The organism is Bradyrhizobium sp. LA6.1, assembly GCF_040547805.1.
Lineage (GTDB): Bacteria > Pseudomonadota > Alphaproteobacteria > Rhizobiales > Xanthobacteraceae > Bradyrhizobium > Bradyrhizobium barranii.
The window spans coordinates 108,707-123,243 of record NZ_JBEPQK010000013.1 but is presented as its reverse complement, the minus strand read 5'-3'; the positions used below and the strand labels follow the sequence as shown (position 1 = coordinate 123,243).

Sequence of the window (14,537 nt, the reverse complement as noted above, 5' to 3'; positions counted from 1 at the left end):
ATTTGCCTAACGCTTCGTGAGCCTCTTTGTCGCAGCGGATGCAGGTGTAGTGCCAACAGCGATTGCGCGGATTCATTCCTGACGCGTCTGTTCTGCCTGCGGCCGCCTGGTGGCCAAAGTGCTACAAGACCGTTAAGCCTCGATTAACCCTGTTTTTGCCGCCAAACCTTGGATTTGGCGAGTCTTTTAGCGGTTCCGGTCCCGGCCGTCCGCATGATTCTTTCATCACACGCTCTTCTGGAACCGGCCCGACAGCTCGCCAAAACCCTCGATCAGGGCCTCGGTACCGTCGACTTCTCCTATCCGAGCCTTGACGTCACGCAGCCACGCCAAATTGGCCTCGCTGGGGTCCTCCCCCAAGGCCAGCTCGGCGTCCTTCAGTTCTCTAAGTAGTGAATGGTATTGCCGATGCAAGGCAACGAGCTGGTGCCAGGTGGAGAGAACGTCGTCCCGGGCGGCGCCCTCGCGGGCACCCCACACCGCCGCGGTCGTGATGCCATTCTCAACCCTTTGAAGAAGCTGTGAAAATCCGCCCTTTTCGATGTCGGCTCGCATCTTCTCGGCCAGCTCGCCGGGGTCCGGCGAGTGGTGGTGGTCGTTGGCGAAGGCGGCGATGATGCCGGCCCGGAGCTTATGGGCCTCGGGATGGGCCAGCTCCAGGGCGGCGACTTCCTCAAGGTGGTCGTGCAGCAGCCAGGGGTGGTTGATCAGGATTTGCAGGATCAGGGCTTCGCGCCGGGATATGGCGCTGCGCTGGCCCTTCATGATCGGGCTGGCCGCTAGCTGGGGGCTCGCCGCCTGGTAGGGGCCGGAGGGAATAAAGGCAGGACCGGGGGCCCCACGCCGCCCCTGGCTGCCGAATCCCTGCCCCCCGAATCGATTCGCCTGCCCCCCGCCGCGGGGTTGGAAGGAGCGGCCGGAATTGCCCTGGAAATTGCCCCGGCCGGCAAAGCCGCCGCGCCCGCCCTCGGGCGCGAAGGTGCGTCGAAGCCGTTCGGCAAAATCGTCGCGATAATAGCGCCGCACCACCTCGTCGCGGATGCCGTTGGACAGCTCCTTGACGCGCGCTTCCAGCGCGGCGCGACGCTCGGGCGTGGCAAAGTTGCCGCCCTCGAGTTCGCGCGACCAAATCATCTCGGCGAGCGGCTTCGCCGCAGCAATGACATCCTCGATCGCGCCGCGACCGCCCGAGCGGGCGAGATCGTCGGGGTCTTGCCCTTCCGGCAGCAGCGCAAAGCGCAGGCTCTTGCCCGGCGCAAGAAATGGCAAGGCCAAGTCGGCCGCGCGATAAGCCGCCTTCTGTCCGGCACGATCGCCGTCGAAGCAGAGGATCGGCTCGTCCGCCATCTTCCAGAGCAGCGTGAGCTGGTTTTCGGTCAGCGCGGTGCCGAGCGGCGCCACGGCACCTGCAAAGCCTGCTGTCACCATGGCGATGACGTCGACATAGCCTTCGACCACGATCAGCGCGCTACCATCGTGGGTGGCTTTGCGCGCGGTCTGGTGATTGTAGAGATTGTCGCCCTTGTGGAAGAGCGGCGTCTCCGGCGAGTTCAGGTATTTTGCCGGAACGTCCTTCTCCAGCGCGCGCCCGCCGAAGGCGATGACACGGCCACGCAGATCCGTGATCGGAAACATCACGCGATCGCGGAAGCGATCGTAGGGCACGGGAATGTCGTTGCCGGCAACGAGCAGCCCGGTCTCGATCATGTCCTCGACGGAGACGCCGAGCTTGCCGAGATGCTCCTTCAGCGCGAAACGCTCGGGTGGCGGCGGCGCATAGCCGAGGCGGAACTGCACTTGCGTCGCCGGCGAGATCGCGCGATCGGCGAGATAGCCGCGCGCCTTGGCGCCGGCGCGCGAGGCCAGCGTCTCGGCGAAGAATTTTGCAGCGAGCTCCATGACGTCATGCAGCGTGCGGCGCCGCTGCTCGTGCCGCGCCGCATCCGGCGTCACCGCCGGCAGCGGCAGGCCCGCCATGCCGGCGAGCCGCTCCACAGCCTCGGCGAACGGCAGGCCGTCGGTCTCCATCACGAAGGTGATGATGTCGCCGTGCTTGCCGGAGGAGAAGTCGTGGTAAAATCCCTTCTGGTCGTTGACGTAGAAGGACGGCGTCTTCTCCTGCTGGAACGGCGACAGCCCCTTCCATTCCCGCCCGGCCTTCTTCAGCTTCACGCGCTTGCCCACGACTTCGGAGACCGAAAGCCGGGCACGAAGCTCGTCGAGGAACTGGGGCGTGAAGCGCATGGGCTCTGGGTCTGGCGCGAATCAACGTGAGTCGGGCGAAGGGTTACGGATATAGGCGCGGCCTGCCCAAAAGTCAGGTTTGTCCGGCTTATCCGGGTTATTCGACCTATGCACAGGCGTCATTCCGGGGCGATGCGAAGCATCGAGCCCGGAATGACCGCGGAAAGACTTGAACCCGGACCGGTTCCGCGCTTCCATAGGCCATGTTCAGGATGTTTCGCGGCGGCCACAGCGGGGGCTGGCGTGTGACCTCGATTTCACCCGTGGTGGGCGAGCCCCTGCCCTTCGTGCCGGCGCTGTCGGTGACCGACAGCGAGGCGATTTCATTGCCCCTGGTGCCCTCTCGCAATGCGTGGCGGCTGGTCGGCGTTGCGAGCACGCCGCGCTATACTGAGCGCGCCGAGAAGCAGCAGCTCACCGCGGTGCAGGCCGAGCTCGGCCGGTTAGGGGCCACTTCCGCGGCGCTGATTCCGATCCGCAAATCGGAGGCGTGGTGGGAGCTGACGCAGGAAGAGCGCCGCAAGATCTTCGAGGACAAGTCGCACCACATCGCCAGCACTCTTCGTTTCCTGCCCGCCATCGCGCGGCAGCTCTATCACAGCCGCGATCTCGGCGGTCCCTTCGACTTCCTGACATGGTTCGAGTTCGCGCCCCCCGATGCCTCGCTGTTCGAGGAGCTGGTGGCGATGCTGAGGCAGACCGAGGAGTGGAGCTACGTCGAGCACGAGATCGACGTGCGCCTGGTGAAGGAAGTGCTGTCGGCTTAGTGATCGAACGCCGGCCACGATGAAGGTGCGATCCCTCGCTCCGCTTGCGCGGGAGAGGTGAAGTCCGCATCCGCGCCTAGTGCTCGAGAAAGCGCCCGGACTCGATGCGCGGCAGATCGATGACGGGCCAATTGTAGACGTAAGTCCAGGCCTTCTCCGTGGTGCCATCAGGCAGCGTCACGTCGATCAGCTTGCGCAGATATTCGGTCGGCTCCGGAAAGCCCTCGCCGCAGGCCTCGTACATGTCGAGCTCGCGCAGGAGCTCGTCGGGCACGCGCAATTGAAAAAGCTCACCATGGACGACATCGGAGGCCGCGTTCGACAGCAGCAATCCGGGATAATGCTTCACGAGAACGAGCCGGCCGCGACACGTCGCGTCACCCAAAAAGTCCGCATGTCCTGCAAGCAGCCGCGCCATCGGATGGTCGAAGCCGCGCATCAGGGTGCCGTAGACGAAAAGACGATCGGAGGTCATGGGGTGTCTATAGCCGTCAATCGAGCGAAACGACAGCCGCACATTTCCTCGTCCCAGCGAAGTCCCGGGGGCAATCGAGATTTGGTCTTGTGATGAATCGCCGGCAACGGCATCGTCTGGCGATCATGATGATTTTGGGTGGACCGACCTGCAAGCGATTGCTGCCCAATTTGGACGGTAACTGCTTTTTCCATAGGCAATCAGGATGGACTTGAACACGGCCGACGCGACCGATCAACTGCTCGGCGCGGGGGACATTCCGCCGGTGCATGAGGTCAATGCGGATGGGGCATCGCCTTTCCTGCTCACCTCGGATCATTACGGACGGATCTTGCCGCGCGCGCTCGGCGACCTCGGCGTCGCGGCAAGCGAGCTGACGCGACACATCGCCTGGGACATCGGCATTGCCGGCGTCGCCGAGCGGCTGGCAAGAATGCTCGATGCGCATCTGATCGCGCAGCGCTATTCCCGGCTCGTGATCGACTGCAACCGCTCGCCCGGCGTAGCAAGCTCGATTCCCGTGATATCCGAGGCGACCGCGATCCCGCGCAACGAGGGCATCTCAGAGGGCGAGCGCGCGGCGCGGCGGCGCGAGATCTTCGAGCCCTATCACCGCCGCATCGATGCCGCGATCGACCGCCGCCTGCACGACACGCGGCCGACGGTGCTGGTGTCGCTGCACAGCTTCACGCCGGTTTATGCCGGCGTCGCCCGGCCCTGGCACATCGCCGCGCTGTATAACCGCGACACCGTGCTGCCGCAGCTGCTGCTGAAACATTTGCGCGCTGAAGGCGATCTCGTCGTCGGCGACAACGAGCCCTATGCGGTGAGCGACCTCAGCGACTACACCATCCCCGTCCACGGCGAAGCCCGCGGCCTCGTCAACACCGGCATCGAGATCCGCCAGGATCTGATCGCGGATCAGTCCGGCCAGCAGCAATGGGCGGAGCGGCTGGCGAGGATTTTTGCGGAGATCGAGCTGGAGTTGCGCAGGGAGAGGCTGGTCGACTAGCTGCCCCGCGTCGCGACGAACACCGCGAGCGCAGCGAAAATCGCAGCGATACCCCACAGCAGCCAGGCGATGCGGACGGGGCCGCTTGTATCGAGCGTTGCCTCGGCCGGGTTGTCGGGATTGACGCGCACCTCGACGGTCGCGCCGTGCTTGTAGCGCGACATCAGCTTCTTCAACATCTCGTCGGACCCGGACTGCGTCCCGGCCGCGACGCGCGCGCATTCATTGGTGTAGCTGATATTCTGATAGCGATAGGTGTAGGTCACGCGCTTGCCGAACATCTCGGTGCCGCGGCGCTCGCCCGGCTCGCTGGCCTCGTGATATTGCTCGATCCCCGACAGCTTGATCGTGCCCGGCACCACCGGCCAGCGCGCCGCCTTCAACGCCTGCCGCCGCACCCCATACCCCATCAGCGCGATGACGAGGCCGAACGCGCCGAAGCCGACGACGAGGCCGGCGAGATCGGGCCGCCCGATGCGGTGCGCAAGGTAGGCATAAGTCTGGTTGAGCCCGAACGCCGAGCCGAACACGATGCCAAACGCGATCGCCGTGCCGATGCCGAGGCAGCCCCACAGCCCCTTGGGCAGGTCGCGCTCGAGCACGGCCTGATCGGGATGGCGCGGATTGTAATAGACGGTGACGATGCTGCCGGCGGGATATTTTGCAAGCTTCTCGGCGACCTCGAAATTGCCGAGGTCCTCGCCGATCGAGATGCGGTTACAGCTCAGCTTGCGGCTGCCGACCGGATATTCGTAAGTCACGTTCGCAAAATTGCGGCTCTCGAGCCGATAGCCTTCCTCGCGGTCGCTGTCGGACACCCTGACCTCGCGTACCTCGGCGACCGAGCGGACGACCTTGCCCGATGCCTGCGGCCAGCTTCGCGCCTCGCGCACCTGCCAGGTCTTCACAACGGAGGCGACCAGTAACAGCCCGAGCGGTGCGAACAGCATCGCATAGACGAACCAGGGCAGATCGGGCACGGCCAAATTCCTTCGTCAGCGGCAATGCCCGATTGGACGCATCGCCGCCGCGAAGGGTTCAAGCGCGAACCGGTACGAGCGAGGTTATTTTGCCCGTGTCAGCGCCAGCCAGATACCGCCGCCGATCATGAAGCCGCCGGAGATGCGCGACATCAGCCGCGTCCGGCGGGCCGAGAAGAATTTTCGCGCACGCCCCGCGGCAAGAGCGTAGAGCGCATCCGTCATCGCCGCGGTGACCATGAAAGTGGCGCCCAGCACCGCGACTTGCGGGAAGTGATCGCGGTTCATGTCCATGAACTGCGGAATGAAGGCGCCGAAGAAGATCAGCACTTTCGGGTTCGACAGCAGCACAAGGAAGCCTTGCAGGAAGAACCCGCCGCGCGGCGGCGCCGGCGGCTCGTCGACATTGAGGCCTTCGACCGGCGCCCAGATCAGCTTGATGCCGAGCCAGATCAGATAGGCGGCGCCGGCAAAGCGCACCCAGTCGAACCAGTAACCCATGGTCGCCATCAGCGAGGTCAGGCCGACTGCGACGATGCCGATGACGATGGCGAGCCCGGCCTGCGCGCCCGCGACATTGGTCAACGCCGCGCGCGTGCCGTGACGCAGGCCGTTGGCGACGACGAGGGTGACGATCGGCCCCGGCAGCAAGGCCAGCGCAATGCAGGCGGCGACGAAGGCGAAATAGGCTTGCATGGACATCATGGGGAGGACTCGCTGAGAGCGGTTTGGCGCATTAATGCATGACACTCACTGTCCGTCCAGCGCCGCGGTCGCCCATACCTTCATCTCCCGCGTCTCCAGGAACGCCAGCGCTGCGCGTTGCACGGCGCCTGCTTCGCCACGCCCCTGGGCCGCAGCGACGAAGAGATCGCAGCGGCGCGAGACGGCGATGCCGATCGCGGCATGGCGGACGTCGTCGAGCATATCGAGATCATAGCGCCTGGCACGGCCGCGCATCTCGCCAAGACCCACCTCCTCGCCCGGCGCGACGGCGGCAAAGCGCGGGCTGATCAGATCGATGTCGGCAACGCGATCGACCTCATCATCGTCGGCGACGCCGCGGTCGCAATTGCAGAAGCCACGCTTGGCGCGCACGTAGAGCTCGGTGCCCGCGCAGGCGCCGTCGCAGCGGAACGCGCGGCCGGCGGGCCAGCCGTCGCGCGGGAACGGCCATGCGATTTCGCGCCAGCCTGCCGATTCCGCCGCCGGCGCCAGCCGATAGGCCCCGACGCCGGACACACCGAGCGCGATGGCCACAGCCGCAATCGCCGCCCCGCGCCGCATCGTCAGTTCCTCGGCAGGCCGGCGGCCGCGCGCGCCGGTCCGGTCAGTTCGAGGATATGCAGACCGGTATTGGCGCGGTCGACGATGTAGATGTAGCCGCGATCGTCGGTCTCGACATTGTTGGTCTGGATCGCGACCTTGCAGCGCTCGCCGCCCTCGACGGGAATGCAGCGCTTGTCTGTGGCCTGCGTGATCGCCGGGATGAAATAGCCGACCTCCTTCGGATGATAGGGATCGCGGATGTCGAGCGCCCGCACGCCCGCATTGAAGAAGGCGATGAAGGCCATCTTCTTGTAATAGACCGGCGCCATGCTCTCGTTCGAGGAGTGCGAGCCGAAGCGGCCGCCGCGCTGGCAGAACTGTCCACCCGCCTCCGGCACGGTGTAGCTCGAGATCATCATCGGCCGCGTCTCGGTGGTGACGTCGGCGAACCACACCATCTGCCGCGCCTCGCCGCATTCGTTCAGAATCGCCTCGTCGACGATCATGACGATGTCGCGGGTCTTGCCGTCCTTGTCCTCGGCGAATTCCGCGACCGGCATATCGAGCATCGGGAACGTCGTATGCGCGCCGTTGAAGGCGGACATCGGCATGCGCGAAATCTCGGGATAGCGAAGATTCTCCGGCGTCGGCTCCTTCGGCCCGTTCAGCAACTTGTCGCGATCGACGATCTGCAGGATGCCGCCCTTGTTGGTGCCGTAGCCGAAGAACACGCGATTGCCGTCGGGTCCGGTCGAGATCGGCCCGTGCAATTCGGTCGGCACGGCGCCGGTCGAGCCGGGCTCCTGGCCGGGCAGGCCAAAGTCGCGGATTTTCTGCGGATGCGCGGGATCGCTGAGGTCGTAGACCTGCGTCATGCGCCGCGTGCGCCAGTCCGGCGCGCCGGAGACAAGAAAGGCGATGCCGGTGTCGCACTCCCACCAGCTCTTGTGGGTGTCCTTCAGCCCGCCGATGCGGGTAACGAGCACGGGATTTACGGGGTCGGCGACGTTCCAGATCTCATGCGCCTCGCTGCCGAAGGTGCGGAGCATATAGACCGCATTGGGATCGCCCTTCGGCAGCGACTTGCCGTCGCAAACCCGTACCATCTGCGCGCCGCCGGATTCGTACTTGCCTTCCTGTCCCGGCAGATGCCGCAGATATTTTGGACGCGCGGGATCGGTGACGTCGACGATGGACGTTCCGTTCGGTTCGGCCTGCCCCGTCATCGGGTTGACGGGCGCGGGCACGTCGTCGGTGCCACCGTGATGGCCGATATAGGCGATCCAGCGATCGGCCTGATGATGGATGGTCGGCTGGTACGCGCTGCGCGCCTGCAGGTCGTTGGTGCCGACCAGCTTCATGTTGGACGCTTCCTGCGGCGCGCCGATGGTCTGCTTCTGTTGTGCCTGGGCCGTGGTGCTGCAGGCGAAAAGGACAAGACCTGCTGCGAGTGAGAAGCAACGGAACATCAAAGCTCTCCCGGAACCAATCTGCGTTGGCTGAGCTTCAAGGCTAGCACAGCCATTTCCGGGCGCCAAAGACACCATCTTGACATGCAACCATTTGGTTGCCTATTATCGCCACCATGGATGAGGTCTTCAAAGCGCTCGCCGATGCGTCACGACGGTCGCTGCTGGACAGGCTTCACGCCAGGAACGGCCAGACGCTGAACGAACTCTGCGAAGGCCTCGCGATGACGCGCCAGGCCGTGACCAAGCACCTTGTCATTCTCGAAGAGGCCAATCTGGTCACGACCATCAGACATGGCCGCGAGAAGCTGCATTACCTCAATCCGGTGCCGATCCATCAGATCGGCGAACGCTGGATCAGGAAATTCGAGCGCGGCAAGCTCGCCGCGCTCGGCGAGTTGAAACGTCAGTTGGAGAAGCGCGATGAGTAAGCCCCAATTCGTCTATGTGAGCTATATCGAGACCACGCCGGAAAAGCTGTGGGAGGCGCTGACGTCGAGCGAATTCACCAGGCAATACTGGTTCGGCGCCGAGGTCAGGTCAGACTGGAAGGTCGGCTCCCCCTTCGCGCTCACGCTCGACGGCGAGGTCACCGATTCCGGCGAGATTCTGGAGGCCGATCCGCCGCGCCGCCTGTCCTACAGCTTCAAGCACCAGAAGTTCGAAGAGCTGCGCGGCGAGCCGATATCGCGCGTCGTCTTCACGATCGAACCGTTCGGCTCGCTCGTGCGTTTGACCGTGTTGCATGACGGCTTCGTCGAGGGCGGCAAATATCTCGGCGCCGTCTCCAACGGCTGGCCGGCGATCCTGTCCCAGCTCAAGAGCCTGCTCGAGACCGGCAAGCTGCTCGGCATTCCCCGCGCCGCGCTCAACAAGGGATTCGACGCAAAATGAACCTCGATCAGTTCAAACCACTGACGGTCTACACCATCTACATCGTCTCCACGCCGGAGAAGGTGTGGGAAGCGCTGACCTCGGCCGAGTTCAGCAGGAAGTACTTTTCCGGTTTTGCCGTGGAGATGGAACGGAGGCTCGGCGGGAGTTTCACCGTGCGCGCGCCTGACGGTTCGGAGCACATCTCGGGTGAAGTCTTCGAATACGATCCGCCGAACAAGCTGACGGTGACATGGAACGTCAACTGGCCCGACCTCGTCGCAAAGCTCGGCACCACGCTCGTCACCTACGAGATCGAGCAAGCCGGCGAGGCCGTCCGCCTCACCATGAGCGAACGCCACGACCGCGCGCTCAGCGAAGGCATCCTCTCCGGCGGCCGCACCGGCTGGCCCGCGATCCTGTCGGGACTGAAGAGTTTGCTGGAAACCGGCAAGGCGCCGCAGATCAAAATGACACCGCCAGCGCAGATGCTGGCGGCGTTGAAGGCGATGGGGATCAAGACGCCGTAGCGGCCGAAATCGGCGCTGTTATCGCTTCTTCTTCACCGGCGGTTGAATCTCGTCGATCTTGCGACGGCAATCCCCTTCCGAGTCGTGCGGGCCCGAGACGAAGGTCCCGCTGACCTTGATCGCGTACCAGCCTGACTCCACGCCGAGCCGGAGCGCTTCGTCTGTCTTGACGTGCCGTGGGGAGAGAGTTTGCATCATGTGCTTTCGGTTGGCGTTCGATCTCGTATCGAACCGCTGTGGAATTTTTCAGGCGTCCGCGGCACGCCTGCTGCGTCCGGCTCGCCCGCGGGAAGTGGCAATAAGCGCGACGATCGCCGTTACGACGTCGCGATGAGAAGGCTCCGCCGATGCGAAGAATGAGTCGCTTCAAGTCGCGTGCGAATCGTCGTGACGCAGCGTGTGCGCACAGACGACCGCTCTTTCCGACATTGGCGCACCGTGCGCGCAATCGCCGCAATTAGCTATCGTTTTCTCGCCCGCGCCGCGCTTTTGAAGCGCCAAATGCCGCTCTCGATCGAATAAGGCCGTGAATGCCTTGTGTTCGATCGCTTCGTAGCCATGTTGGGAGCTTGGCCAAGAGAAAGAAGTTTGCATGAAGCTCCGCGTCGGGTTCGAGATGCTGTACGAGTTCCCGCAGCCGACGCCTATGATCATGGTGTTGGGCACGCACTTCACGCGCGCCTCTGATATCGTCGTGCCCGACCTGCTGACCACCCGACCTTCGGTGGCGATCAGTCCCTATCGCGACCTCTTCGGCAATTGGTGCAGCCGCATCGTTGCGCCGGCCGGCGCCTTCCGTCTTGCCGGCGATGGCATCGTTCGCGACAGCGGCCTGCCCGACCCGGTGTTTCCGAACGCGTTTCAGCACGCCGTCGAAGCGCTGCCGGCCGACACGCTCGTCTATCTGCTCGGCAGTCGCTACTGCGAGACCGATCGCCTGTCGGATATCGCATGGAAGTTGTTCGAACAGACGCCGCCGGGCTGGGCGCGGGTCCAGGCCATCTGCGATTTTGTTCATCGCCACATCACGTTCGGCCATGAGCACGCGCGTGCGACCAAGACAGCCCGGGAAGCCTACGACGAAGGCAAGGGCGTGTGCCGTGACTATGCCCATCTCGCCATCGCGTTCTGCCGCAGCATGAACATTCCGGCGCGTTACTGCACCGGCTACCTCAGCGACATCGGCACCCCACAACCATGGCCTGCTGGAGATTTCGCCGCCTGGTTCGAGGCTTTCGTCGGTGGAAGCTGGCACATGTTCGATCCGCGCAACAATACGCCGCGGATCGGCCGCGTGCTGATTGCGCAGGGGCGCGATGCCGCAGACGTCCCGATCGTCCAGACCTTCGGTCCGAATACCCTGCTCAATTTCAAGGTATGGACCGACGAGGTTGCCTGATGACAGACAGCACCCCTGCGCTCACCGCCGATGAATTTGCGTCCTTGGCCATAGTCGGCAAGGGTCAAGGCGACATTCCGCAGGCGCACGGCGAACGTCTGGCCAATCTGGGTTATGCGATCAGGCGGCTCGGCGAACTCGAGCTGACTTCGTCAGGCGCTCGCCGCCTGGCAACGGGCGAATAGCTCGCTTCCGTTGCGTCCGGCTTCCCCTTTACGTCACCGGCACCACCAACCGCCGGTAAAGGTGCCATGTCGCATGTCCGAGCACGGGCAGCGTCACGACCAGTCCGAGAAAGTACGGCAGCGCCGAGACGATCAGCAGCATCACGATCACCGCGGCCCACGAGATCATCGGCAGCGGGCTAGTCACCACCGCGCGTACGCTCGTCACCATGGCGGTGACGAAATCGACCTCGCGGTCGAGCAGCAGCGGAAACGACACCACCGTCAGCGAGAACAAAATCAGCGACAGCGCGGCACCGACCGCATTGCCGATGACGAGGAACAGCAGGCCCTCATTCGTCGTCAGCACCACCGTCATGAATTCCTGCAAGCTCGAGAACGAGGCGTGCAGGCCGAGCAGCAGCGCGATGAGCAGCCGCACCTGGTACATCCAGATCACGAACACGAACAGCGTGACGAAGGCCATCCAGCCGATCTCGCTGCGCGCGCGTATCGCCGACCAGATCGCGCCGAAGGAGACCGGCTCGCCGCATTCGCGGCGACGGCTGACCTCGTAGAGGCCGATCGCGACGAACGGCCCGATCAGCGCGAAGCCGGCCGCAAGGGGATAGACGAGATAGACCATGCCGAAGGCGGTGAGGCAGAGCATGATGGCGATGCCGCCGCCTGCGTAGAGCGCGCCGAAGCAGAGCCCGTAGAGCGGCAGCGCCTGGAAATCGCGCAAACCCTCGACCAGCGCCTCGGCGATGTCGGTCGCCGCCACGGGACGCACCACCGGATCGACTTTGCCCGAGATCGACATGCGGCTCCCTCTCCTCATCACCGGCACGATCTCCGTCGCGCGCGATCCCGATATTAGCGCCCTCGCGACCGGCGCGCACGCGCGCGTTGATTGCGGGATGACGGTATCCCGGGAGGCCCGACACCAGCCCGACAGGGCCTCGCGGGCGAACTTTCCGGGGACTCATCCGTGATGTACGCGGCCGAAATCTTTCCCCGCGGGGCTTTTTCGGCGGATGCCTATGGACTGAGCGGAGGGTGGTGCCGCAGATTGCATCTTCGAACCAGCACGCGCGACGACCAAATTGGACCGCCCGACCGATGAGCTTGCGTACCCGGCTACTGATACTCGTCATTGCGGCCATGCTGGTGCCGGCCATCCTCGTCGGCTTACGTTTCGTGCAAAATCGCAGCAGCGAAATCAACGCAGCCCTGGCCAATCTGACCGCGACAGCCGACGACATTGCGAGCGACCTGGACGAGAAGATCCAGGGCACCGCCCAGCTTCACTATGGTCTCGCCCGTGCACGCGACCTCGACACGCGCGACAAGGCGGCGTGCTCGGCGTTCCTGTCGGAAGTGCGCGAGGAATACCCACAGTTCACCGGGATATTGACCATCGATCCCGACGGCAGCCTGTTCTGCGATTCGCTGCGGACCAACCGCACCCTCGACCTCCGGGATCGCGCCTATTTCAAGCAGGCCCTGGCGTCGCGCGGCATCGCGCTCGAGCCGGTATTCGGCCGGCTGACCGGACTATCGGTGCTCCAGATCGCCTATCCAGTGCGATCGGAGACGGGCGCCCTGAAGCTGATCCTGCTCGCCTCCTTCAACCTGCGCAAATTCGCGGAGTTTCACGACAAGCGGCTGCTCGGCCAGAAGGAGATCCTGCTCCTCGACAGCAAGGGAACGGTTCTGGTCGCCCCCTCCCGCGGAGGATGGACCGAGCCGGTCGGCACGTCGATCGCGGGATCCGATCTGCTCCGCTTCGCTGCAACGCCGGACCGGAAGGCGTATCAGGAGGTGACCGATCGCGACGGCCGGACGCAGGTCTGGGCTGTCGCCGCGCGCTCGCCTTCGACCCGCGATGCCGGCCTCTACATCATGGTCGGACGGTCCAAGGACGGACTGGTCGCCGCGGCGAATCGCCGGCTCTACGAGGATGTGGCGATACTCGCGGTGGCCTCGCTGCTGCTGCTGGCGGCCGTCTGGATCCTTGCCACCGTGAGCGTCGGGCGCCAGGTCGGACGTCTCGCCACCATGGCGAAGAAACTTGGGCTCGGAGATCTCAGCGCGCGAATTCCGCCTCCCCACCCGGGCGGCGAACTGGGCGGATTGATGACCCTGCTCAACGACACCGCCGAGTCGCTCGAACAGCAACGCGCCGCCATCGCCGACCTCAGCCACAAGCTCAGCCAATCCCAGAAGATGGAAGCCATGGGCCAGCTCACCGGCGGCGTGGCGCACGATTTCAACAACCTCTTGACCGTCATTCTCGGCAATTCGGAGCATCTTGCCGACAGACTGGCGGGCAACAAGGAATTGCACCGGATCGCCAACGACATCGCGACCGCCGCCGAGCGCGGCTCCGACCTGACGCGGAGCCTGCTCGCCTTCGCGCGCAAGCAGCCCCTGAGGCCGCGAGACATCGACATCGCCGTGAAGATTCACGAGATGGAGCAGCTGTTGCGCCGGCCCCTGGGCGAGTACATCGAATGCACCTTCGCGCTCGAATCGGATGTGTGGCTGACCAGCGTCGATCCCGGCGAGCTGACAACGGCGCTGCTCAATCTCGTGCTCAACGCGCGCGACGTCATGCCGCTCGGCGGCAAGCTGACGATCGAGGCGCGCAACACCTCGCTCGGTGAATCCGACCTTGACGTCAATGGCGAGCCGCGGCCGGGCGACTACGTCATGGTGGCCGTGACCGACACCGGCAGCGGCATGACCGCCGAGGTGGCGAGCCGGGCGTTCGAGCCGTTCTTCACCACCAAGGAGGTCGGCAAGGGCACCGGCCTCGGCCTGAGCATGGTCTACGGCTTTGTGCGGCAATCCGGCGGCGTTGTGCAGATGCAGTCCGAACCGGGACAAGGCAGCGTCGTCAGGCTGTTCTTTCCCCGCCTTGCGGCGCCACCAAACGAGCATCCGTCACCGGCGGAACGGATCGTCGCCCCCGACGGAAGCGAGACCATTCTTGTCGTCGAGGACGACGACATGGTTCGGGCCTATGTCGAGAGCGAGCTGAAGACCCTCGGCTATCGCGTCATCGCGGCGTCGAACGGTCCCGCGGCTCTCGAACTGTTGCGCCGCCCCGGCGACATCGACCTGCTGCTCACCGACGTCGTGATGCCGGGCGGCATGTTCGGACCAGAGCTTGCCAGGCAAGCGACCGGCTTGCGGCCCGGGCTCAAGGTGCTCTTCACCTCGGGCTACACCCAAAATCCCGTCAAGACGCCCGACGGGGTCGGCGACGCCCGCATCCTGACAAAACCGTTCCGGCGGAAGGATCTTGCCGCGATGCTGCGGTCCGCCCTGTCGGCGTCGCCGCGCTGAA

General features: G+C 64.6%; 16 protein-coding genes. 8 read left to right on the top strand and 8 right to left on the bottom strand.

Annotated elements, in window-relative coordinates; all coding sequences use genetic code 11:
• Positions 1 to 225: 225 nt before the first annotated feature.
• Complete coding sequence (gene dnaG, locus ABIB99_RS28310; protein WP_354178553.1) at positions 226 to 2,244, bottom strand: DNA primase; 2,019 nt, start codon at positions 2,242 to 2,244, stop codon at positions 226 to 228.
• A 203-nt stretch (positions 2,245 to 2,447) separates the two neighbouring features.
• Between dnaG and ABIB99_RS28305 the strand changes: the two genes are divergently transcribed.
• On the top strand, positions 2,448 to 3,011 hold the full coding sequence (locus tag ABIB99_RS28305) for a chlorite dismutase family protein (RefSeq protein ID WP_063985488.1): 564 nt from the start codon (positions 2,448 to 2,450) through the stop codon (positions 3,009 to 3,011).
• A gap of 76 nt (positions 3,012 to 3,087) precedes the next feature.
• On the opposite strand, the gene ABIB99_RS28300 is transcribed toward ABIB99_RS28305, so the two are convergent.
• On the bottom strand, positions 3,088 to 3,486 hold the full coding sequence (locus tag ABIB99_RS28300; protein WP_063985489.1) for a gamma-glutamylcyclotransferase family protein: 399 nt from the start codon (positions 3,484 to 3,486) through the stop codon (positions 3,088 to 3,090).
• A gap of 205 nt (positions 3,487 to 3,691) precedes the next feature.
• Here ABIB99_RS28300 and ABIB99_RS28295 point away from each other — a divergent pair, with 205 nt between their 5' ends.
• Positions 3,692 to 4,498 carry an N-formylglutamate amidohydrolase gene (locus ABIB99_RS28295; protein ID WP_231143624.1) on the top strand — a complete coding sequence of 269 codons (807 nt, stop codon included), beginning with the start codon at positions 3,692 to 3,694 and terminating at the stop codon, positions 4,496 to 4,498.
• Here ABIB99_RS28295 and ABIB99_RS28290 read toward each other — a convergent pair.
• The 4 genes from ABIB99_RS28290 to ABIB99_RS28275 all read right to left on the bottom strand — a co-directional run bounded on the left by ABIB99_RS28290 (position 4,495) and on the right by ABIB99_RS28275 (position 8,216).
• Positions 4,495 to 5,478, bottom strand: coding sequence for a DUF3592 domain-containing protein (locus tag ABIB99_RS28290; RefSeq protein ID WP_084795399.1), 984 nt, complete (start codon positions 5,476 to 5,478; stop codon positions 4,495 to 4,497). The two genes, ABIB99_RS28295 and ABIB99_RS28290, sit on opposite strands and share 4 nt — an antisense overlap.
• An 84-nt stretch (positions 5,479 to 5,562) precedes the next feature.
• A complete protein-coding gene (locus tag ABIB99_RS28285; protein ID WP_080586526.1) occupies positions 5,563 to 6,183 on the bottom strand; it encodes a LysE family translocator in 621 nt (206 codons plus the stop codon).
• 45 nt (positions 6,184 to 6,228) lie between these two features.
• Positions 6,229 to 6,765: a hypothetical protein gene (locus ABIB99_RS28280; RefSeq protein WP_063985490.1), complete on the bottom strand. Its 537-nt coding sequence runs from the start codon at positions 6,763 to 6,765 to the stop codon at positions 6,229 to 6,231.
• A gap of 2 nt (positions 6,766 to 6,767) precedes the next feature.
• Positions 6,768 to 8,216: an LVIVD repeat-containing protein gene (locus ABIB99_RS28275; RefSeq protein ID WP_063985491.1), complete on the bottom strand. Its 1,449-nt coding sequence runs from the start codon at positions 8,214 to 8,216 to the stop codon at positions 6,768 to 6,770.
• A gap of 116 nt (positions 8,217 to 8,332) precedes the next feature.
• On the opposite strand from ABIB99_RS28275, the gene ABIB99_RS28270 reads away from it, so the two are divergent.
• From ABIB99_RS28270 to ABIB99_RS28260, 3 genes are read left to right on the top strand one after another with little or no spacing between them, the layout of a single operon-like run.
• Positions 8,333 to 8,647 (top strand): ArsR/SmtB family transcription factor, encoded by a 315-nt coding sequence (locus ABIB99_RS28270; RefSeq protein ID WP_063687468.1) that lies wholly within the window; start codon positions 8,333 to 8,335, stop codon positions 8,645 to 8,647.
• Positions 8,640 to 9,110 carry an SRPBCC family protein gene (locus ABIB99_RS28265; protein WP_014492102.1) on the top strand — a complete coding sequence of 157 codons (471 nt, stop codon included), beginning with the start codon at positions 8,640 to 8,642 and terminating at the stop codon, positions 9,108 to 9,110. Before ABIB99_RS28270 ends, ABIB99_RS28265 begins: the two co-directional genes overlap by 8 nt.
• Complete coding sequence (locus ABIB99_RS28260) at positions 9,107 to 9,619, top strand: SRPBCC family protein (protein ID WP_063985492.1); 513 nt, start codon at positions 9,107 to 9,109, stop codon at positions 9,617 to 9,619. Before ABIB99_RS28265 ends, ABIB99_RS28260 begins: the two co-directional genes overlap by 4 nt.
• 18 nt (positions 9,620 to 9,637) lie before the next feature.
• Here ABIB99_RS28260 and ABIB99_RS28255 read toward each other — a convergent pair whose 3' ends face one another.
• Positions 9,638 to 9,817 (bottom strand): hypothetical protein, encoded by a 180-nt coding sequence (locus ABIB99_RS28255; protein ID WP_063985493.1) that lies wholly within the window; start codon positions 9,815 to 9,817, stop codon positions 9,638 to 9,640.
• A gap of 394 nt (positions 9,818 to 10,211) precedes the next feature.
• On the opposite strand from ABIB99_RS28255, the gene ABIB99_RS28250 reads away from it, so the two are divergent.
• On the top strand, positions 10,212 to 11,018 hold the full coding sequence (locus ABIB99_RS28250) for a transglutaminase-like domain-containing protein (RefSeq protein ID WP_063985494.1): 807 nt from the start codon (positions 10,212 to 10,214) through the stop codon (positions 11,016 to 11,018).
• Positions 11,018 to 11,203 (top strand): hypothetical protein, encoded by a 186-nt coding sequence (locus ABIB99_RS28245; protein WP_063985495.1) that lies wholly within the window; start codon positions 11,018 to 11,020, stop codon positions 11,201 to 11,203. Before ABIB99_RS28250 ends, ABIB99_RS28245 begins: the two co-directional genes overlap by 1 nt.
• Before the next feature lie 28 nt (positions 11,204 to 11,231).
• Here the strand turns inward: ABIB99_RS28245 and ABIB99_RS28240 are convergent, their stop codons facing one another.
• The gene (locus tag ABIB99_RS28240; protein WP_354178546.1) at positions 11,232 to 12,005 is read right to left on the bottom strand and encodes a DUF2189 domain-containing protein; all 774 of its coding nucleotides are present in this window, start codon (positions 12,003 to 12,005) and stop codon (positions 11,232 to 11,234) included.
• A 299-nt stretch (positions 12,006 to 12,304) separates the two neighbouring features.
• On the opposite strand from ABIB99_RS28240, the gene ABIB99_RS28235 reads away from it, so the two are divergent.
• Positions 12,305 to 14,536, top strand: a complete 2,232-nt coding sequence (locus ABIB99_RS28235) for an ATP-binding protein (protein ID WP_063985497.1) — start codon at positions 12,305 to 12,307, stop codon at positions 14,534 to 14,536.
• The last annotated feature ends 1 nt before the right edge of the window (position 14,537 follow it).

What these genes read in the sequence shown, in the direction of transcription:
- dnaG (WP_354178553.1), bottom strand. Translation starts at nt 2,244, where the DNA reads ATGCGCTTCACGCCCCAGTTCCTCGACGAGCTTCGTGCCCGGCTTTCG.
- ABIB99_RS28305 (WP_063985488.1), top strand. Translation starts at nt 2,448, where the DNA reads ATGTTCAGGATGTTTCGCGGCGGCCACAGCGGGGGCTGGCGTGTGACC.
- ABIB99_RS28300 (WP_063985489.1), bottom strand. Translation starts at nt 3,486, where the DNA reads ATGACCTCCGATCGTCTTTTCGTCTACGGCACCCTGATGCGCGGCTTC.
- ABIB99_RS28295 (WP_231143624.1), top strand. Translation starts at nt 3,692, where the DNA reads ATGGACTTGAACACGGCCGACGCGACCGATCAACTGCTCGGCGCGGGG.
- ABIB99_RS28285 (WP_080586526.1), bottom strand. Translation starts at nt 6,183, where the DNA reads ATGATGTCCATGCAAGCCTATTTCGCCTTCGTCGCCGCCTGCATTGCG.
- ABIB99_RS28280 (WP_063985490.1), bottom strand. Translation starts at nt 6,765, where the DNA reads ATGCGGCGCGGGGCGGCGATTGCGGCTGTGGCCATCGCGCTCGGTGTG.
- ABIB99_RS28275 (WP_063985491.1), bottom strand. Translation starts at nt 8,216, where the DNA reads ATGTTCCGTTGCTTCTCACTCGCAGCAGGTCTTGTCCTTTTCGCCTGC.
- ABIB99_RS28270 (WP_063687468.1), top strand. Translation starts at nt 8,333, where the DNA reads ATGGATGAGGTCTTCAAAGCGCTCGCCGATGCGTCACGACGGTCGCTG.
- ABIB99_RS28265 (WP_014492102.1), top strand. Translation starts at nt 8,640, where the DNA reads ATGAGTAAGCCCCAATTCGTCTATGTGAGCTATATCGAGACCACGCCG.
- ABIB99_RS28260 (WP_063985492.1), top strand. Translation starts at nt 9,107, where the DNA reads ATGAACCTCGATCAGTTCAAACCACTGACGGTCTACACCATCTACATC.
- ABIB99_RS28255 (WP_063985493.1), bottom strand. Translation starts at nt 9,817, where the DNA reads ATGATGCAAACTCTCTCCCCACGGCACGTCAAGACAGACGAAGCGCTC.
- ABIB99_RS28250 (WP_063985494.1), top strand. Translation starts at nt 10,212, where the DNA reads ATGAAGCTCCGCGTCGGGTTCGAGATGCTGTACGAGTTCCCGCAGCCG.
- ABIB99_RS28245 (WP_063985495.1), top strand. Translation starts at nt 11,018, where the DNA reads ATGACAGACAGCACCCCTGCGCTCACCGCCGATGAATTTGCGTCCTTG.
- ABIB99_RS28240 (WP_354178546.1), bottom strand. Translation starts at nt 12,005, where the DNA reads ATGTCGATCTCGGGCAAAGTCGATCCGGTGGTGCGTCCCGTGGCGGCG.
- ABIB99_RS28235 (WP_063985497.1), top strand. Translation starts at nt 12,305, where the DNA reads ATGAGCTTGCGTACCCGGCTACTGATACTCGTCATTGCGGCCATGCTG.